The sequence below is a fragment of the Saccharothrix hoggarensis genome, assembly GCF_042678885.1.
Classification (GTDB): domain Bacteria; phylum Actinomycetota; class Actinomycetes; order Mycobacteriales; family Pseudonocardiaceae; genus Actinosynnema; species Actinosynnema hoggarensis.
Genome location: NZ_JBHTLK010000195.1, coordinates 1 through 13752 on the forward strand (window position 1 = coordinate 1; position 13752 = coordinate 13752).

The 13752-nt window shown below is 72.3% G+C and carries 15 protein-coding genes, 1 pseudogene and 2 riboswitches; of the genes and pseudogenes, 5 read left to right on the top strand and 11 right to left on the bottom strand.

Annotated features, from left to right (window positions below; all coding sequences use genetic code 11):
* Window positions 1-198, bottom strand: a 198-nt coding sequence (locus ACFQ3T_RS27670) for a hypothetical protein (protein WP_380727453.1), incomplete at its 3' end; no start/stop codon positions are given.
* Complete coding sequence (locus tag ACFQ3T_RS27675; RefSeq protein ID WP_380727455.1) at window positions 195-698, bottom strand: SigE family RNA polymerase sigma factor; 504 nt, start codon at window positions 696-698, stop codon at window positions 195-197. The genes ACFQ3T_RS27675 and ACFQ3T_RS27670, both read right to left, overlap by 4 nt.
* Before the next feature lie 114 nt (window positions 699-812).
* Between ACFQ3T_RS27675 and ACFQ3T_RS27680 the strand changes: the two genes are divergently transcribed.
* The 4 genes from ACFQ3T_RS27680 to ACFQ3T_RS27695 all read left to right on the top strand — a co-directional run bounded on the left by ACFQ3T_RS27680 (window position 813) and on the right by ACFQ3T_RS27695 (window position 4600).
* On the top strand, window positions 813-2036 hold the full coding sequence (locus ACFQ3T_RS27680; RefSeq protein ID WP_380727457.1) for a metallophosphoesterase: 1224 nt from the start codon (window positions 813-815) through the stop codon (window positions 2034-2036).
* 74 nt (window positions 2037-2110) lie between these two features.
* On the top strand, window positions 2111-3295 hold the full coding sequence (locus ACFQ3T_RS27685; protein ID WP_380727459.1) for a type III PLP-dependent enzyme: 1185 nt from the start codon (window positions 2111-2113) through the stop codon (window positions 3293-3295).
* Between the two features lie 55 nt (window positions 3296-3350).
* Window positions 3351-3761 (top strand): adenosylmethionine decarboxylase, encoded by a 411-nt coding sequence (gene speD, locus ACFQ3T_RS27690; RefSeq protein WP_380727461.1) that lies wholly within the window; start codon window positions 3351-3353, stop codon window positions 3759-3761.
* Window positions 3758-4600, top strand: a complete 843-nt coding sequence (locus ACFQ3T_RS27695) for a spermidine synthase (RefSeq protein ID WP_380727464.1) — start codon at window positions 3758-3760, stop codon at window positions 4598-4600. Before speD ends, ACFQ3T_RS27695 begins: the two co-directional genes overlap by 4 nt.
* A gap of 63 nt (window positions 4601-4663) precedes the next feature.
* On the opposite strand, the gene ACFQ3T_RS27700 is transcribed toward ACFQ3T_RS27695, so the two are convergent.
* Window positions 4664-6733, bottom strand: a complete 2070-nt coding sequence (locus ACFQ3T_RS27700) for a S9 family peptidase (protein ID WP_380727467.1) — start codon at window positions 6731-6733, stop codon at window positions 4664-4666.
* Between the two features lie 238 nt (window positions 6734-6971).
* On the opposite strand from ACFQ3T_RS27700, the gene ACFQ3T_RS27705 reads away from it, so the two are divergent.
* Complete coding sequence (locus ACFQ3T_RS27705; RefSeq protein WP_380727469.1) at window positions 6972-7643, top strand: COG4315 family predicted lipoprotein; 672 nt, start codon at window positions 6972-6974, stop codon at window positions 7641-7643.
* A 75-nt stretch (window positions 7644-7718) separates the two neighbouring features.
* Here ACFQ3T_RS27705 and ACFQ3T_RS27710 read toward each other — a convergent pair whose 3' ends face one another.
* The 8 genes and pseudogenes from ACFQ3T_RS27710 to ACFQ3T_RS27745 form a co-directional block, all read right to left on the bottom strand.
* Window positions 7719-8324, bottom strand: coding sequence for a malonic semialdehyde reductase (locus ACFQ3T_RS27710; protein ID WP_380727471.1), 606 nt, complete (start codon window positions 8322-8324; stop codon window positions 7719-7721).
* A 79-nt stretch (window positions 8325-8403) separates the two neighbouring features.
* Window positions 8404-9669, bottom strand: coding sequence for a serine hydroxymethyltransferase (glyA, locus tag ACFQ3T_RS27715; protein ID WP_380727473.1), 1266 nt, complete (start codon window positions 9667-9669; stop codon window positions 8404-8406).
* Between the two features lie 15 nt (window positions 9670-9684).
* On the bottom strand, window positions 9685-10785 hold the full coding sequence (gene gcvT / locus ACFQ3T_RS27720; RefSeq protein ID WP_380727475.1) for a glycine cleavage system aminomethyltransferase GcvT: 1101 nt from the start codon (window positions 10783-10785) through the stop codon (window positions 9685-9687).
* 112 nt (window positions 10786-10897) lie between these two features.
* Window positions 10898-10991: riboswitch (glycine riboswitch) on the bottom strand.
* Window position 10992: 1 nt separating this feature from the next.
* Window positions 10993-11080: riboswitch (glycine riboswitch) on the bottom strand.
* A gap of 62 nt (window positions 11081-11142) precedes the next feature.
* Window positions 11143-11445, bottom strand: coding sequence for a DUF3817 domain-containing protein (locus tag ACFQ3T_RS27725; protein WP_380727477.1), 303 nt, complete (start codon window positions 11443-11445; stop codon window positions 11143-11145).
* 14 nt (window positions 11446-11459) lie between these two features.
* Window positions 11460-11897 carry a hypothetical protein gene (locus ACFQ3T_RS27730; protein ID WP_380727479.1) on the bottom strand — a complete coding sequence of 146 codons (438 nt, stop codon included), beginning with the start codon at window positions 11895-11897 and terminating at the stop codon, window positions 11460-11462.
* A 105-nt stretch (window positions 11898-12002) separates the two neighbouring features.
* A complete protein-coding gene (locus tag ACFQ3T_RS27735) occupies window positions 12003-12491 on the bottom strand; it encodes a transcriptional regulator (protein ID WP_077006273.1) in 489 nt (162 codons plus the stop codon).
* Window positions 12492-12682: 191 nt separating this feature from the next.
* Window positions 12683-12844 (bottom strand): hypothetical protein, encoded by a 162-nt coding sequence (locus ACFQ3T_RS27740; RefSeq protein ID WP_380727481.1) that lies wholly within the window; start codon window positions 12842-12844, stop codon window positions 12683-12685.
* A 666-nt stretch (window positions 12845-13510) separates the two neighbouring features.
* A pseudogene (locus tag ACFQ3T_RS27745) lies at window positions 13511-13752 on the bottom strand (CoA transferase); the annotation flags it as partial.

Genomic DNA, 13752 nt, shown 5'->3' on the forward strand with positions numbered 1-13752 from the left:
GGCGAGGTTCGGCACCAGGACCGCGCCGACCGCGATCCCGACGACGGCGAGGCCCGCGACCGCGCCTCCCCACGTGGCCTTGCGGCGCCGGTGCGCCCGCTGCCCGCGTTCCAGCGCAGCCGTGGGGTCCATGGGCGGCGGCGGGCTGCTCGCCACCATCACGTCTTGCAACGCGCTCTTCAGCTCGTGCTCGTTCATCGCACCTTTTCTCCCTGCTGAGGGGTGATCAGGCCGCGCAGCGTCTGCAGCCCCCGCGCGGCCTGGCTCTTGACCGTTCCTTCCGAGCAGTTCAACGCCCTGGCGGTCTCCTCGACCGACAGGTCCTCCCAGTACCGCAGCACGAGCACGGCGCGTTGCCTCGGCGGCACCTTGGCCAGCGCCGCGAGCAGCACCAGCCGGTCCTCCGCCGAGCCCCGGCCGACCGCCTCGACGTCGGCGGTCGACTCGGACACGCGCTCCTTGCGGAACCAGCCGCGACGCAGGTCGGAGACGAACGTCCGCACCAGCGTCTGCCGGGTGTAGGCGTCGAGTGCCTCGTGCCGGTTGATCCGCCGCCAGGCCACGTAGAGCTTGGTGAACGTGGCCTGCACGAGGTCCTCCGCACGGTGCCAGTCACCGCACAGCAGGTACGCCGTGCCGCGCATGGCCTCGGACCGCGCCGCGAAGTACTCCGCGAACGCGGTGTCCCGATCACTCATCTGTCCTCCCCCGTACTGCGGTACGAGGTAATCACGCCCGCGGGGGCCACCGGGGTTGCATGGCAGGTTCGAGATTCGTGGAAACTGGTCTCACCACCACCGGGGAGGCCCTGCTTGTTCTTCTTCGTGCTGTTCGCCGTCGTGATGGGCGCGGCCCACTACTACATCTGGAAGCGCGTGGTCCGCGACACCACGCGCGCCGGTCGCGCGCGCCGGGTGGGCACCGGCGTGGTGCTCTTCGCCTACCTGTTGGTGATGGCGGCGCTGGCCGTGAGCCGGCTCGGGTCGACCCTGGGCAACGCCGTGGCCTGGCCCGGCTTCATCTGGCTGGCCGGCGCGTTCTACCTGGCGCTGGTCCTCGGCGTGCTGGAGGTCCCGCGGGCGCTGCTGCTCCGGTCCGCCCGCCGGCACGAGGTCCCGGCCGCCGTGGGGGCGCCGGACGGGGCGGTCGAGGCGCCCGGGGCGGCGCCCCCGACCGGGGAGCAGCCGGTGGACCCCGGCCGACGGCTGTTCATCGCGCGGTCGCTCGCCGTGGCGGGCGGGGTGGCCACCGCGGGGGTCGTCGGCTACGGGACCACGCAGGCACTCGGCGACCCGGTGGTCAAGCGCGTGCCGGTGACGCTCGGCAAGCTCGACCAGCGGTTGGCGGGCTACCGGATCGCGGTCGTGAGCGACATCCACCTCGGCCCGCTGCTGGGCCGGGCGCACACCGAGCGGATCGTGCGGATGATCAACGCCCAGGAGGTGGACCTGGTGGCGATCGTCGGCGACCTGGTCGACGGCACGGTGGCCGAGCTGGGCGAGGCGGCGGCTCCGCTGCGCGACCTCGTGAGCACGCACGGCAGCTTCTTCGTCACCGGCAACCACGAGTACTTCTCGGGCGCCGAGCCGTGGCTGGCGGAGCTGGAGCGGCTCGGCGTCAACCCGCTGCGCAACGAGCGGCTGACGATCGAGCGGGCCGGCGCGTCGTTCGACCTGGCGGGCGTCACCGACGTCACCGGCAGGGCGCACGGCGACGGGCCGGACTACGCCCGCGCCCTCGACGGCCGCGACACGTCGACGCCCGTGGTGCTGATGGCGCACCAGCCGGTGCAGGTCCGCGAGGCCGCCAAGCACGGCGTCGACCTCCAGCTGTCCGGGCACACGCACGGCGGGCAGATGTTCCCGTTCCACCTGGCGATCGGCCTGCAGCAGCCGATGCGCAGCGGGCTGGAGACGATCGACGGCACGCAGGTGTACACGACGAACGGGGCCGGTTTCTGGGGTCCGCCGGTGCGCGTGGGCGCTCCGCCGGACATCACCGTCGTGGAGTTGCGTCACAAGTTCGCCGGCCGATAGCGCTTTTTTCGCCCGCACCGCCTAGAGTGGACGGCCGTGCCCGAACACGGTTGCGGAGGGGGACCCCTAGCGAGATGACGAAGAGCTTTGCCGATCAACGGCTCGACGAGGCAACAGCTCGTATCCGTCGTTTCCTGGACCATGAGCAACCGGACACCCCCTGTCTGGTGATCGACCTGCCGACCGTGCGAGACCGGTTCACGGCCCTCCGCGCGGCCCTGCCCGAGGTCGGGATCTTCTACGCGGTGAAGGCGAACCCGACGCCCGAGGTGGTCGGCCTGCTGGCCGCCGAGGGGTCGTGCTTCGACGTCGCCAGCCCCGCGGAGATCGACCTGTGCCTGGAGCTCGGCGCCGCGCCGGAGGCCATCTCGTACAGCAACCCGATCAAGAAGGCGCGGGACGTCGCCTACGCGTTCGAGCGCGGGGTGCGACTGTTCGTGTCCGACAGCGAACAGGACGTGCTCGCGCTGGCCGAGCACGCGCCCGGCGCGTCGGTGCTGCTGCGAATCCTGGTCAACAGCAAGGGTTCCACCTACCCGTTCGGCAAGAAGTTCGGCTGCGCGCCGGAAATGGCGACGGATCTCCTGCGGTTGGCCTCCGAATCGGGTCTCGTTCCGCTGGGCGTGGCGTTCCACGCCGGGTCGCAGCAGCTGGACCCGAACGGCTGGGACGGCGCGATCGCCGACGCCGCCCTGATCACGGCGAAGCTGCGCGCCGAGGGCATCGAGCTGACGACGGTCAACCTGGGTGGCGGCCTGCCGGCGGGTTACCTGGAGCAGCCGCCGCCGCTGGCGGAGTACGCCGCCGCCATCACGGCCTCCGTCGAGCGCCACTTCGGCGACGTCCGGCCCCGGGTGATGATCGAGCCGGGACGGGCGGTCGTCGCCGAGGCGGGCGTGATCCGCTCGGAGGTGGTGCTGGTGGCGAAGAAGTCCTATTCGGACGAACGCCGCTGGGTCTTCCTCGACATCGGCCGCTACGGCGGCCTGGCCGAGACCGAGGGCGAGGCGATCGCGTACCCGTTGGTCACCAGCCGCGACGGCGTGCCCCACGACGGGGTGCCGCTCGGCCCGGTCGTCCTGGCCGGGCCGACGTGCGACGCGGACGACGTGCTCTACCAGAACGCGTGCTACGAGCTGCCGCTGGACCTGCGCGCGGGCGACCACGTCGACCTGCTCCGCGCGGGCGCCTACACGGCCAGCTACTCGTCGGTGGCGTTCAACGGCTTCGCGCCGCTGGCCACCCACTGCGTGCGATGAGCGCGCCCCCGCCTGTCCGCCGCTGTACCCCTCCTGAAGATGTTTGGAGTGATTGATGTCCGAACTCCCGTGCGAATCCGAGCCGGTTGGCTTGTTCGCAGGACAGCACGTGCTCGCCGAGCTTGAAGGCGTGAGCCCCGAACTGCTCGACGACGAGCAGTTCCTGCGACACGCGCTCGGTGAAGCCCTCACCCAGGCGGATGCCACGGTGTTGGAGGTGGTCTCCAAGCAGTTCGAGCCGCAAGGGGTCACCGTGCTGGCCCTGTTGTCGGAGTCGCACGCGTCCATCCACACCTATCCGGAGGTCGGAGCGGTGTTCGTGGACGTGTTCACCTGCGGCACGCGCGCCAAGCCCGCGCTCGCGGTGCAGTTGCTGGCGGAAGCGCTGGGAGCTGTGTCGGCACGGACGGACATGGTCAGCCGGGGTCACCGCGTCCCCGCGCTCGTCGGTGAGGAGAAGCCGTGATCCGCGAACCGCTCGCGGCCGGGATGACCAGGCACTGGGACGTCGACGAGGTCGTGGTCGACACCCGCACCGAGTTCCAGCACCTGGTCATCGCCCGCACCGCGCAGGGGTTGTCGCTCTTCTGCGACGACGACCGGCAGAGCACCGAGTTCAGCCAGCTGACGTACCACGAGGCGCTGATGGTCCCGGCGCTGCTGCTGGCCGACAAGGTCGAGCGGGTGCTGGTCATCGGCTCGTCCGAGGGCGTGGTGTGCCAGATGGCGGTGGCGGCCGGCGCTTCGGTGGTCGACCACATCGACATCGACTCGCAGGCCGTGCGGCTGTGCGCCGAGCACCTGCCGTACGGGTACACGCTCGACGAGCTGGCGCTGGCGGAGAAGGGCGAAGGCCCGATCCGCGTCCAGTACATCGACGGCTACGAGTACATCCGCACCACCTCCGAGCGCTACGACATCGTCCTGGTGGACCTGCCGGACGAGCGCGAGGAGGAGGCGCAGCACAACCGCCTGTACGGCGCCGAGTTCCTGGGCCTGTGCAAGGCGCTGCTGACGCCGGGCGGCGTCGTGGTGTCCCAGGCGGGCTGCCAGACGATGTGGCGCAACACGACGTTGATCCGCATGTGGCAGCGGTTCAACGAGGTGTTCGACACGGTCGCGTACTACGGCTCGGACGAGCACGAGTGGGCGTACCTGTTCGGGCGCGCCGACGAGGTGGCCGACCCGACCGCGCTGATGGTCGAGCGGCTGCCCGCGTGCGGCTACCGGCCGGAGACGATCGACGACCTGGCCCTGGTCGGGAACTCGATCCCGCCGTACCTGGTCCGGCACTCGCTCGCCTGACGGCGGAACGTGAACGGGGCCGTCCCGCCTTCGTGGCGGGGCGGCCCCTTCGCGTCCACCGGGTCAGGCCAGCGACCGGCGCAGGAAGTCGACCTGGAGCAGCAGCAGGTTCTCCGCCACCTGCTCCTGCGGGGTCATGTGCGTGACGCCGGACAGCGGCAGCACGGTGTGCGGGCGGCCGGCGGCCAGCAGCGCCGACGACAGCCGCAGCGTGTGCGCGGCCACCACGTTGTCGTCCGCCAGGCCGTGCACGATCATCAGCGGGCGCTCCAGCTTCGGCGCGTCGGCCAGCAGCGAGTTGCCGTCGTAGACGTCGGGCCTGTCGTCCGGGTGGCCGAGGTAGCGCTCGGTGTAGTGGGTGTCGTAGAGCCGCCAGTCGGTGACGGGCGCGCCCGCGATGCCCGCGTGGAACACGTCCGGCCGGCGCAGCACGGCGAGCGCGGCCAGGTAGCCGCCGTAGGACCAGCCGCGGATGCCGACGCGGGACAGGTCGAGGTCCGGTTCGGCCGCGGCCACCGCGTGCAGCGCGTCCACCTGGTCCTCGAGGGTCGCGCCCGCGAAGTCGAAGGCGATCTCCCGCTCCCACTCCGGGCCGCGGCCGGGCGTGCCGCGCCCGTCGACCACGAGGACCGCGAACCCCTGGTCCGCCAGCCACTGCGACGTCAGGTAGGCGTTGCGGGCCGCCACGACGCGCTGGGCGTGCGGGCCGCCGTACGGGTCGAGCAGCACGGGCAGCTTGCGGCCGGGCACGTGGTCGCGCGGGAACAGCAGCGCGGCGCGCAGGTCGCGCTCGCCGACGGTGAGCAGCCGGACCTCCGGCGTGAGCACGGGGGTCTCGGCGAACGAGGCGATCTCGCCCCCGGTGGAGACGGTGACCCGCTGCCCGAACCGGTCCGTGGTCGACGTCGCGAGGACCAGCACGCCGCCCCCGCGGACCGCGCCGCTGACACCGTCCTCAGTGGACAGACGGGTGACGTCGTCGGCCGTGACGAGGTAGACGTGGGTCTGCGTGGGGTCGTCGGTGGAGGCGGTGACGAGGACGCCGTCCTCGGCCGCGTCGAGCACCGAGCGGACCTGGAAGCCGTCCGGGGTCCACGCCCGGTCGCCCACGACGAGCCGGTTCGCGCCGTCGACCGGCAGCACGCGCAGCAGCTCGCCGACCGGCGTCCAGCGGGGCGTGCCGGGCACGATCTCCAGCCAGCGCGGGTCGGTGTCGTCGGCCACCACGTCCACCGCGCCGGACGCGACGTCCACCGCGAGCACACGGGACCGGCGCTGGTCGCGGGACTGGACCTGCAGCAGCGGCTTGCCGTGCGACGTCCACGACACCGAGGCCAGGTACGGGAACCCGTCGCGGTCCCACGGGACGTCGGTGCGGCCGGCGCCGTCCACGTCGAGGAGCGCGACCTCGACGACGGCGTTGGCCGTGCCGGCGGCCGGGTAGGCGATCTCGGTGGCGGGCGTGCCGGGGTTGGCCGGGTCGGCGATGTGCCAGCGCGGCACGGGCGCGTTGTCCACGCGGGCGGCCAGCACCCGCTCGCCGTCAGGGGAGAACCAGTAGCCCCGGTACCGGCTCATCTCCTCGGCCGCCAGGAACTCCGCCAGGCCCCAGGTGACGTCCGGGCCGTCCGGCTCGGCGACCACGCGGTCCGCGCCGGTCGCCAGGTCCACGACGTGCAGCGCGCCGTCCGCGACGTACCCGACGCGGCGGCCGGTGGGGTCGAGCCTCGGGTCGACGGCCGCGCCCGCGACGGGCAGCTCCCGCACCGCGGCGGTGGCGAGGTCGAGCACGAACACCCGGCCGGACAGGGCGAACACGGCCTGCCGCACGTCCCGGTCGGTGGCGTAGCCGACGATGCCCGCCGCCTGCTCGCGGGTCCGCTCGCGGCGCGCCCTCTCCTCCGCCGGCAGGTCCTCGGGGTCGGTCAGCAGCGCGCCGGGGTCGGCCAGCAGCGCCTCCGTCCGGGTGGCGGTGTCGAACGCCCACAGGCCGTTCGCCCGGCTCGTGGCCGAGGCGGTGCGGAGGAAGTACACCTTGGCGCCGTCGGGTGCGACGGTGAACGTCCGCGGTGCGCCGAGGGTGAACCGCTGGGTGCGCGCGTGCTGGCGCGGGAAGGATGTCTCGTTGCCCACCCGGACACCCTACGGGGTGGCCCCAGGCGGCAGGGGGTGGAAATCACGGGTGCGTCGCACCCGTTCGCGATGTCCTTCTCCGGCAACGGCTTGTCGGTTCTCCTGGCGGGCGGAGCCGTGACGTGCGGGCCGACCGGCGATCACCCCGAACCCCTGTCCTGGTCCGGTTCGCTGAACCCCGCCGGGCGCGGGGCCGTACTCGTCGGTGGAGCGATCGACGGACCAAGGAGGAGTGAGTGTGATCCGACGAAACCGCATCGCCATCGCCGTCGCGGGCGGCATGGCAGCCGTGCTCGCGCTGGTCATGTGGACTTCCAACGCGACCGGCTTGCAAGGCCGGACGGTCGCGCAGACCGGGCAGGTGGGCGCCGCGGCCCAGGGCGACTACGGAGACGTCCAGGAGCCCTTGGCCCCTCCCACCAGCGAGGACGCGACGCCGGCCGGGGAACCCGCGGTGCCGGTCGAGGAGCCCGCGGCCGACGCGCCCGAGGGCCAGGCCGCGCCCGCGCCGTCCGGCCCGCGGATCACGTTGGTGGGCAAGAGCGTGCCGAAGATGGGCGACGTCGTGCAGGACGGCGACGGCCGGACGCTGTACCGGTTCGACAAGGACACGCCGAACCCGGCGAAGTCCACCTGCGAGGGGCAGTGCGCCGTGACGTGGCCGCCCGTGCTGTCGGACGGCAAGCCGCAGCTGCGGGGCGTCGACCCGGCCCTGGTGTCGACGGTGAAGCGCGCCGACGGTGCCGAGCAGGTGACGCTCGACGGCTGGCCGCTCTACACCTACGCGAAGGACGAGGCGCCGGGCCAGTGGAAGGGCCAGGGCGTCGGCGGCACGTGGTTCGTGGTGCAGCCGAACGGCAAGCGCAACGTCGAGTGCCTGCCGCCGGGGGTGACCGCGCCGGCCGCCTAGTCCACTGTGGAACGCCCCGATCCCCCGGCCCGGGGTTGGCCGGGGGATCGGGCGTCGCACAGCGGGAACCGGGCCTCAGAGGACGCGGACGACCTCGTCGTAGTCCAGCCGGACGTTGCGCGGGTGCGTGCCGGAGTGGTCCGGGTGGCCGATGTTGACCACGATCAGCGGCAGCTGGTGGGTGCCGTCGAAGAACTCGCGGCGCACGCCCTCGGCGTCGAAGCCGCTCATCGGGCCCGCGGCGAGACCGGCCGCGCGGACGCCGACGATGAAGTAGCCCGCCTGGAGCAGGGCGCTCGTCTTCGCCGCCTCGGCGCGCCGGGCGTCGTCCGCGAACACGTCCTTGGCGCCGGGGTAGTGCGGGAACGTCCGGGCGAGGTGCTCGTGGAAGTCGGTGTCGGCGGCCAGGATCGCGGTCACCGGCGCGGCCAGCGTCTTGGCCCGGTTGCCCTGCGACATGTGCGGCGCGAGGCGGGCCTTGGCGTCCTCGCCGCGGACGAACACCACGCGCAGCGGCTGGCTGTTCATCGCGGTCGGGCCCCACTTGACGAGCTCGTACACCTCGCGGAGCTGCTCGTCGGTCACCGGCTCGGCGGTGAACGCGTTGGCCGTGCGCGCCTCGCGGAACAGCAGGTCCTGCGCTTCGTGCGGCAGCGCCAACGTGTCGAGCGTCGCGGTCATGATGCCTCTTTCGGTTGTCCCGTGCGCGGCTTGCGCACGGGACAACCTCCCGCGAGGCGCGCCTATTTCGTGGCGCGTTTCACACGTTCGGGTAGAGCGGGTGCTTCGCCGCCAGCACGTCGACGCGCGCCCGCAGCTCGGCGAGGTCCGGCGACGGCTGCAGCGCCGCCGCGATGACGTCCGCCACCTCGGCGAAGTCCGCCGCCCCGAAGCCGCGCGTGGCCAGCGCCGGCGTGCCGATCCGCAGGCCGGACGTCACCATCGGCGGACGCGGGTCGTTCGGCACCGCGTTGCGGTTGACCGTGATCCCCACCTCGTGCAGCCGGTCCTCGGCCTGCTTGCCGTCCAGTTCGGACGCCACCAGGTCGACCAGCACGAGGTGCACGTCCGTGCCGCCGGTGAGCACCTTCACACCGGCCGCCGCCGCGTCGGGCCGCGACAGGCGCTCGGCGAGGATCTTCGCGCCCTCGACCGTGCGGCGCTGGCGGTCGGCGAACTCGGGCGACGCGGCGTGCTTGAACGCCACCGCCTTGCCCGCGATCACGTGCTCCAGCGGACCGCCCTGCTGACCGGGGAACACCGCCGAGTTGATCTTCTTGGCGAGGTCGGCCTCGTTGGTCAGGATGACGCCGCCGCGCGGACCGCCGAGGGTCTTGTGCGTGGTCGTCGTCACGACGTGCGCGTGCGGCACCGGGCTCGGGTGCAGGCCCGCCGCCACCAGGCCGGCGAAGTGCGCCATGTCCACCATCAGGTACGCGCCGACCGAGTCGGCGATCCGGCGGAACTCCGCGAAGTCCAGCTGCCGCGGGTACGCCGACCAGCCCGCCACGATCAGCTTCGGCTTGTGCTCGGCCGCCAGCCGCTCCACCTCGGCCATGTCGACCCGGCCGTCGGACTCCGCCACGTGGTAGGGCACCACGTTGTAGAGCTTGCCGGAGAAGTTGATCCGCATGCCGTGGGTGAGGTGCCCGCCGTGCGCGAGGTCGAGGCCCAGGATCGTGTCGCCCGGCTGGAGCAGGGCGAACATCGCGCACGCGTTGGCCTGCGCGCCCGAGTGCGGCTGCACGTTGGCGAAGCCCGCCCCGAACAGCGCCTTGACCCGCTCGATCGCCAGCCGCTCGATGACGTCGACGTTCTCGCAGCCGCCGTAGTAGCGCCGGCCCGGGTAGCCCTCGGCGTACTTGTTGGTCAGCACCGAGCCCTGCGCCTCCAGCACCGACACCGGCGTGAAGTTCTCGGAGGCGATCATCTCCAGCGTGCTCTGCTGCCGGCGCAGCTCGGCGGCGACGGCGTCCGCGACCTCCGGGTCGAACTCCGCGAGGGAGGTGTTGAAGTGCTCGGACATGTGTGGGTCTCTCCCTTAGCTGGTTCGCTTGTAGAACGGCAGTGCGACGACTTCGACCGGCTCGTGCTTGCCCCGGACGTCCACCGACAGCGCGGTGCCCGGTTCAGTGTCGCCGACGGCCACGTACGCCATGGCCACGGAGTACCCGAGGGTCGGTGACAGCGCGCCGCTGGTGACCTCGCCGATCGGCGTGCCCGACGCGTCCAGCACCGGGTAGCCGTGCCGGGGCGCGCGGCGCGACGCCGTCCGCAGGCCGACGAGCTTGCTCTCCACGCCCTTCTCCGCCACGGCGGCCAGGGCGTCGCGGCCGACGAAGTCGCCCGGCTTGTCGAGCTTCACCACCCGGCCCAGGTTCGCGTGGAACGGCGTGCGGTCCCGGCCGAGCTCGTTGCCGTACAGCGGCATGCCGGCCTCCAGCCGGAGCGTGTCGCGGCAGCCGAGGCCCGCGGGCTTGAGGTCGTGCGGCGCGCCGGCCTCCAGCAGCGCCTGCCAGACGTGCGCGGCGTCGTCCGGGGCGACGAACAGCTCGAAGCCGTCCTCGCCGGTGTAGCCGGTGCGGGCGAGCAGCACCGGCTTGCCCGCGACCTCGGTCGGGTACGACGCGTAGTACTTCACCGTGGCGAGGTCGGTGGGGGTGAGGCCGGCCAGGATCTCCGTCGCCTTCGGCCCCTGCACGGCGAGCAGGGCGTAGTCGGTCGACCGGTCCGCGACGACGGCGTCGAAGCCCTCGGCCCGCTCGACCAGCGCCTCGTGCACCACGGCGGCGTTGGACGCGTTCGCCACGACCAGGTACTCGACGTCACCCGTCCGGTACACGATCAGGTCGTCGATCACCCCGCCGTCGGCCTCGCAGATCATCGTGTAGCGGGCGCGGCCGACGCCGATCGCGGACGCGTGGCCGACCAGCGCGTGGTCCAGCGCGGCGCCCGCCTCGGGGCCGGTGAGCACGATCTCACCCATGTGGGTCAGGTCGAACAGGCCCGCCGACGTGCGCACCGCGTGGTGCTCGGCCAGCTCGCTGTCGTAGCGCAGCGGCATCCGCCAGCCCGCGAAGTCGGTGAACATGGCGCCCAGCGCCTCGTGCTCGGCGTGCAGGGGCGTGCGGCGGCTTTCCATCAGGCGGGGTCCTCCCTGGGTGCGGACATGCCGGCAGAACCGACCGGTCGGGTCGGCTGACACGTACGAAGGATGACACGGTCCATCGGAGACTCCTCGTCGAGAGCGAGCCTCCCCCTCTGTCATGAGCCTGAGAGCTTCACCGCGCGAGGGCGGCTTGCACCGTGGGCGAGGCGCGCCGGCTGCGCGCCTGCTTTCCAGAGTTGCCTTCGTCGGGCGGTAGCTGTGCCTGAGAGATTCCGGGGAGGAGTTGCTCCTTCGGCGCCCCGTTCGGGGACTCTCCCGCGCGACATCGACGGCCGTGTTCAGTTGGTACCGCCAGACGCTAGGCGTGCCCGGTCGGCCGGTCAACCCGCCTCACAGGCTCTTCTCGGCCCGGACGCTCTCGACCACCTTGCGCTCGGCGTAGAACGACACGAACGGGATCGTGCCCGCGAGCAGCACCAGGGCCGTGCCCTTGATCGACCAGCGGGCCTTGAGCGCCAGGTCGACGGTCAGCACCAGGTAGACGGCGTAGAGGAAGCCGTGCACGGGGCCGACGACCTGCATCATGCCCTCGTTGCCGCCCGCGTACTTGGCGATCATCGCGACCACGAGGAGCAGCAGGCCCACACCGACCACGTACGCCATGAACCGGAACCTGGTCAACGCGCCGCTCATCGCCCTACCTCACCTCACCGCTGGTCCCGCGCGTGGAGTGCCGCGAGCATGCGGTTGTAGGCCGCGAGCTCGTCGTCCTCGTCGTCGTGCGCGGGTGCTCTGACGGGCTCAACGGTAACGACCGGCCGCGAGGGCGCGGCCACCGGCTCCGCGGGGGACGGCGACGCGTCCCCGTCGGCGGCGTCGGTCGACCCGGTCGACTCGGAGGTCTGGGCGGCCGCGGCGGCTTCGTCCGCCTTGCGGCGGGCGTCCAGCTTGCGCATGCGCCACACCATGAACGCCGGGAAGAGGCCGAAGAGGGGCCACTGGAAGACGTAGCCGAGGTTCTGGAACGTGCCGCCCGCCTGCGAGAACCGCTCCCACTGCCAGTAGGCGAGGCCGCAGCACACGACGAGCGAGACCAGGCAGGCGGCCGCGATGGCCAGCCGCTGGGGAGTGATGAGGCCTCGCACGCCTCAAGAGTACTTCGCCCGGGGCTGGGGCTCCCGGACAGGAGCCCGCCCCTCACAGGTTGTGGGCTCCCGTACCGCGCAGGAGCCCGCCCCGACTCGATCCGACTAAGCCACGCCGTCCCGGCGTTGCCTCTGCAGCCTGGCCACGCACCAGGCCGCCGCGCTGCCCCGACGCAGGTGCTGGAGCACCGTCATCGGGCCGAGGCGACGACCGAGGTCGGCGGGCGTGAGCCCGGCCGCCCGGTAGTCCAGAGCGCGCTGGTCCAGCGGGCTGATGCCCGCGTCCCACCACTGCTCCGCCTCGGACAGGTCGCCGACCAGCTGCCAGTAGCTGGCGGCCGCGGCGAGCAGGGCCTCGGGCACCTCGGGCGCCCGCTTCCGCATCGCCGCCACGTACGCCGGGTCGGCGGACTCGACCTTCACCAGTCCGCGAGGCCCGCCGTTCGCCCGCTGCACCGGGATGCCCGGCGCGGACGGCGGCGCTTCCGCGAGCCACGCGTCCTTGATCCGGTTCACCTCCTGCAGCTCGGCGTCGTCCGAGCGCTCAGCCGCCCACTGCCGCAGCAGCTCGTCGACTCCGGAGTCCTCGACCATTCTGCCTCCTCGTCGGTCGAAGATCAGCCAATGCAGCGCACCGTATTAGCGGGTACCGACAACCGCTAGACCCTGGTTTGTCAAAAACCCTGTTACCAGGGCGTTATAGCCCTCATTCCACCCGTACGGTGCAACGATGGCGACTCACCGTCACCGATCGTGACCGCATTGAGCGGACTTCGTCGGGTCCGCTAGGCGAAGAGGCTGCGAACGAAGGTGATGATCGACTCGGCGCCGGACCGGAGCCAGCCCAACGCGGTCTTCACCGCCTCGGCGGACTGGTCGGGCTCGGTGATCAGGAGGAACAGCACCAGCGCGACCGCCGCCAGCGTCACCACCTTCTTGACGTTCACTGATCGGTCTCCGTCCGTATCACAGGGCCTGGGCGGCGAGGCGCCGCTCCGGTCGAGTCACCCGTCATCGTCCCCCATTCACCCGGATGATGAGGGCCGAACCCGCCGTGATCGCTCGACCGGTGGTAGCAACCACCACTGGATCACGCCTGAGGCGTGCCTGGTGTCACCCGAACGGACGATCAAGGGGACCAGTGGTCCAGCCGATCACCAAGGTACGGGCCACTCGCCCACCCCCCTGGCACGGACACGAGGTACAGCCGCATCGTCAGTTCTCCGCAGCCCATCACCTGATCGCGCCGACGCACGCACTGAGCGTGACAAAGGCCGATGACGGCTGCCACCTATTCCGGTATCTCTTCAGGTGAATTCCCGCGCCCTTTTCACGGCCGCCGCTCACCGGGTGCCGAAGCACTCCCCGAAGCGCCCCGCGCACCGGACACGACGGCTCCGCCCACGCGCCCGCCGCGCCCAGGCTGACGCCGCCGTCGACGCCGCACCACTCGCCCACGGGATCGCCGCGCCCGCCGGCCATGCGCCAGGGGCTCACCGGACCTGGCGGCTCAACCGCCCACCCCGCCGCGCGCAGGCCGGGCACCAGCGCTCATCCCCCAACCACACCACGCCCCGCGGTCCGGGCCGCAGGGGCTCACCGGGCACGACGGCTCAGCCGACCACGCCCGCCGCGCGCAGGTCCGCGATCTCCTCCGCGCCCAGCCCCAGCTCGCCCAGCACCGCGTCCGTGTCCGCACCGACCGTGGGCGGCGGGCTCGGGGTGGTCGGAGGCGTGCGCTCGAACCGGGGCGCGGGCGCGGGTTGGGGCACGCCCGCCACCTCGACGAACGTCCCCCGCCGCACGTTGTGCCCGTGCTCGGGCGCCTCGCCGGGGGCGAGGACGGGCGCGACCG

Bases quoted from the DNA above. Each gene is read 5' to 3' on its own strand.
- ACFQ3T_RS27675 (WP_380727455.1), bottom strand. From the start codon at position 698: ATGAGTGATCGGGACACCGCGTTCGCGGAGTACTTCGCGGCGCGGTCC.
- ACFQ3T_RS27685 (WP_380727459.1), top strand. From the start codon at position 2,111: ATGACGAAGAGCTTTGCCGATCAACGGCTCGACGAGGCAACAGCTCGT.
- speD (WP_380727461.1), top strand. From the start codon at position 3,351: ATGTCCGAACTCCCGTGCGAATCCGAGCCGGTTGGCTTGTTCGCAGGA.
- ACFQ3T_RS27710 (WP_380727471.1), bottom strand. From the start codon at position 8,324: ATGACCGCGACGCTCGACACGTTGGCGCTGCCGCACGAAGCGCAGGAC.
- glyA (WP_380727473.1), bottom strand. From the start codon at position 9,669: ATGTCCGAGCACTTCAACACCTCCCTCGCGGAGTTCGACCCGGAGGTC.
- gcvT (WP_380727475.1), bottom strand. From the start codon at position 10,785: ATGGAAAGCCGCCGCACGCCCCTGCACGCCGAGCACGAGGCGCTGGGC.
- ACFQ3T_RS27725 (WP_380727477.1), bottom strand. From the start codon at position 11,445: ATGAGCGGCGCGTTGACCAGGTTCCGGTTCATGGCGTACGTGGTCGGT.
- ACFQ3T_RS27735 (WP_077006273.1), bottom strand. From the start codon at position 12,491: ATGGTCGAGGACTCCGGAGTCGACGAGCTGCTGCGGCAGTGGGCGGCT.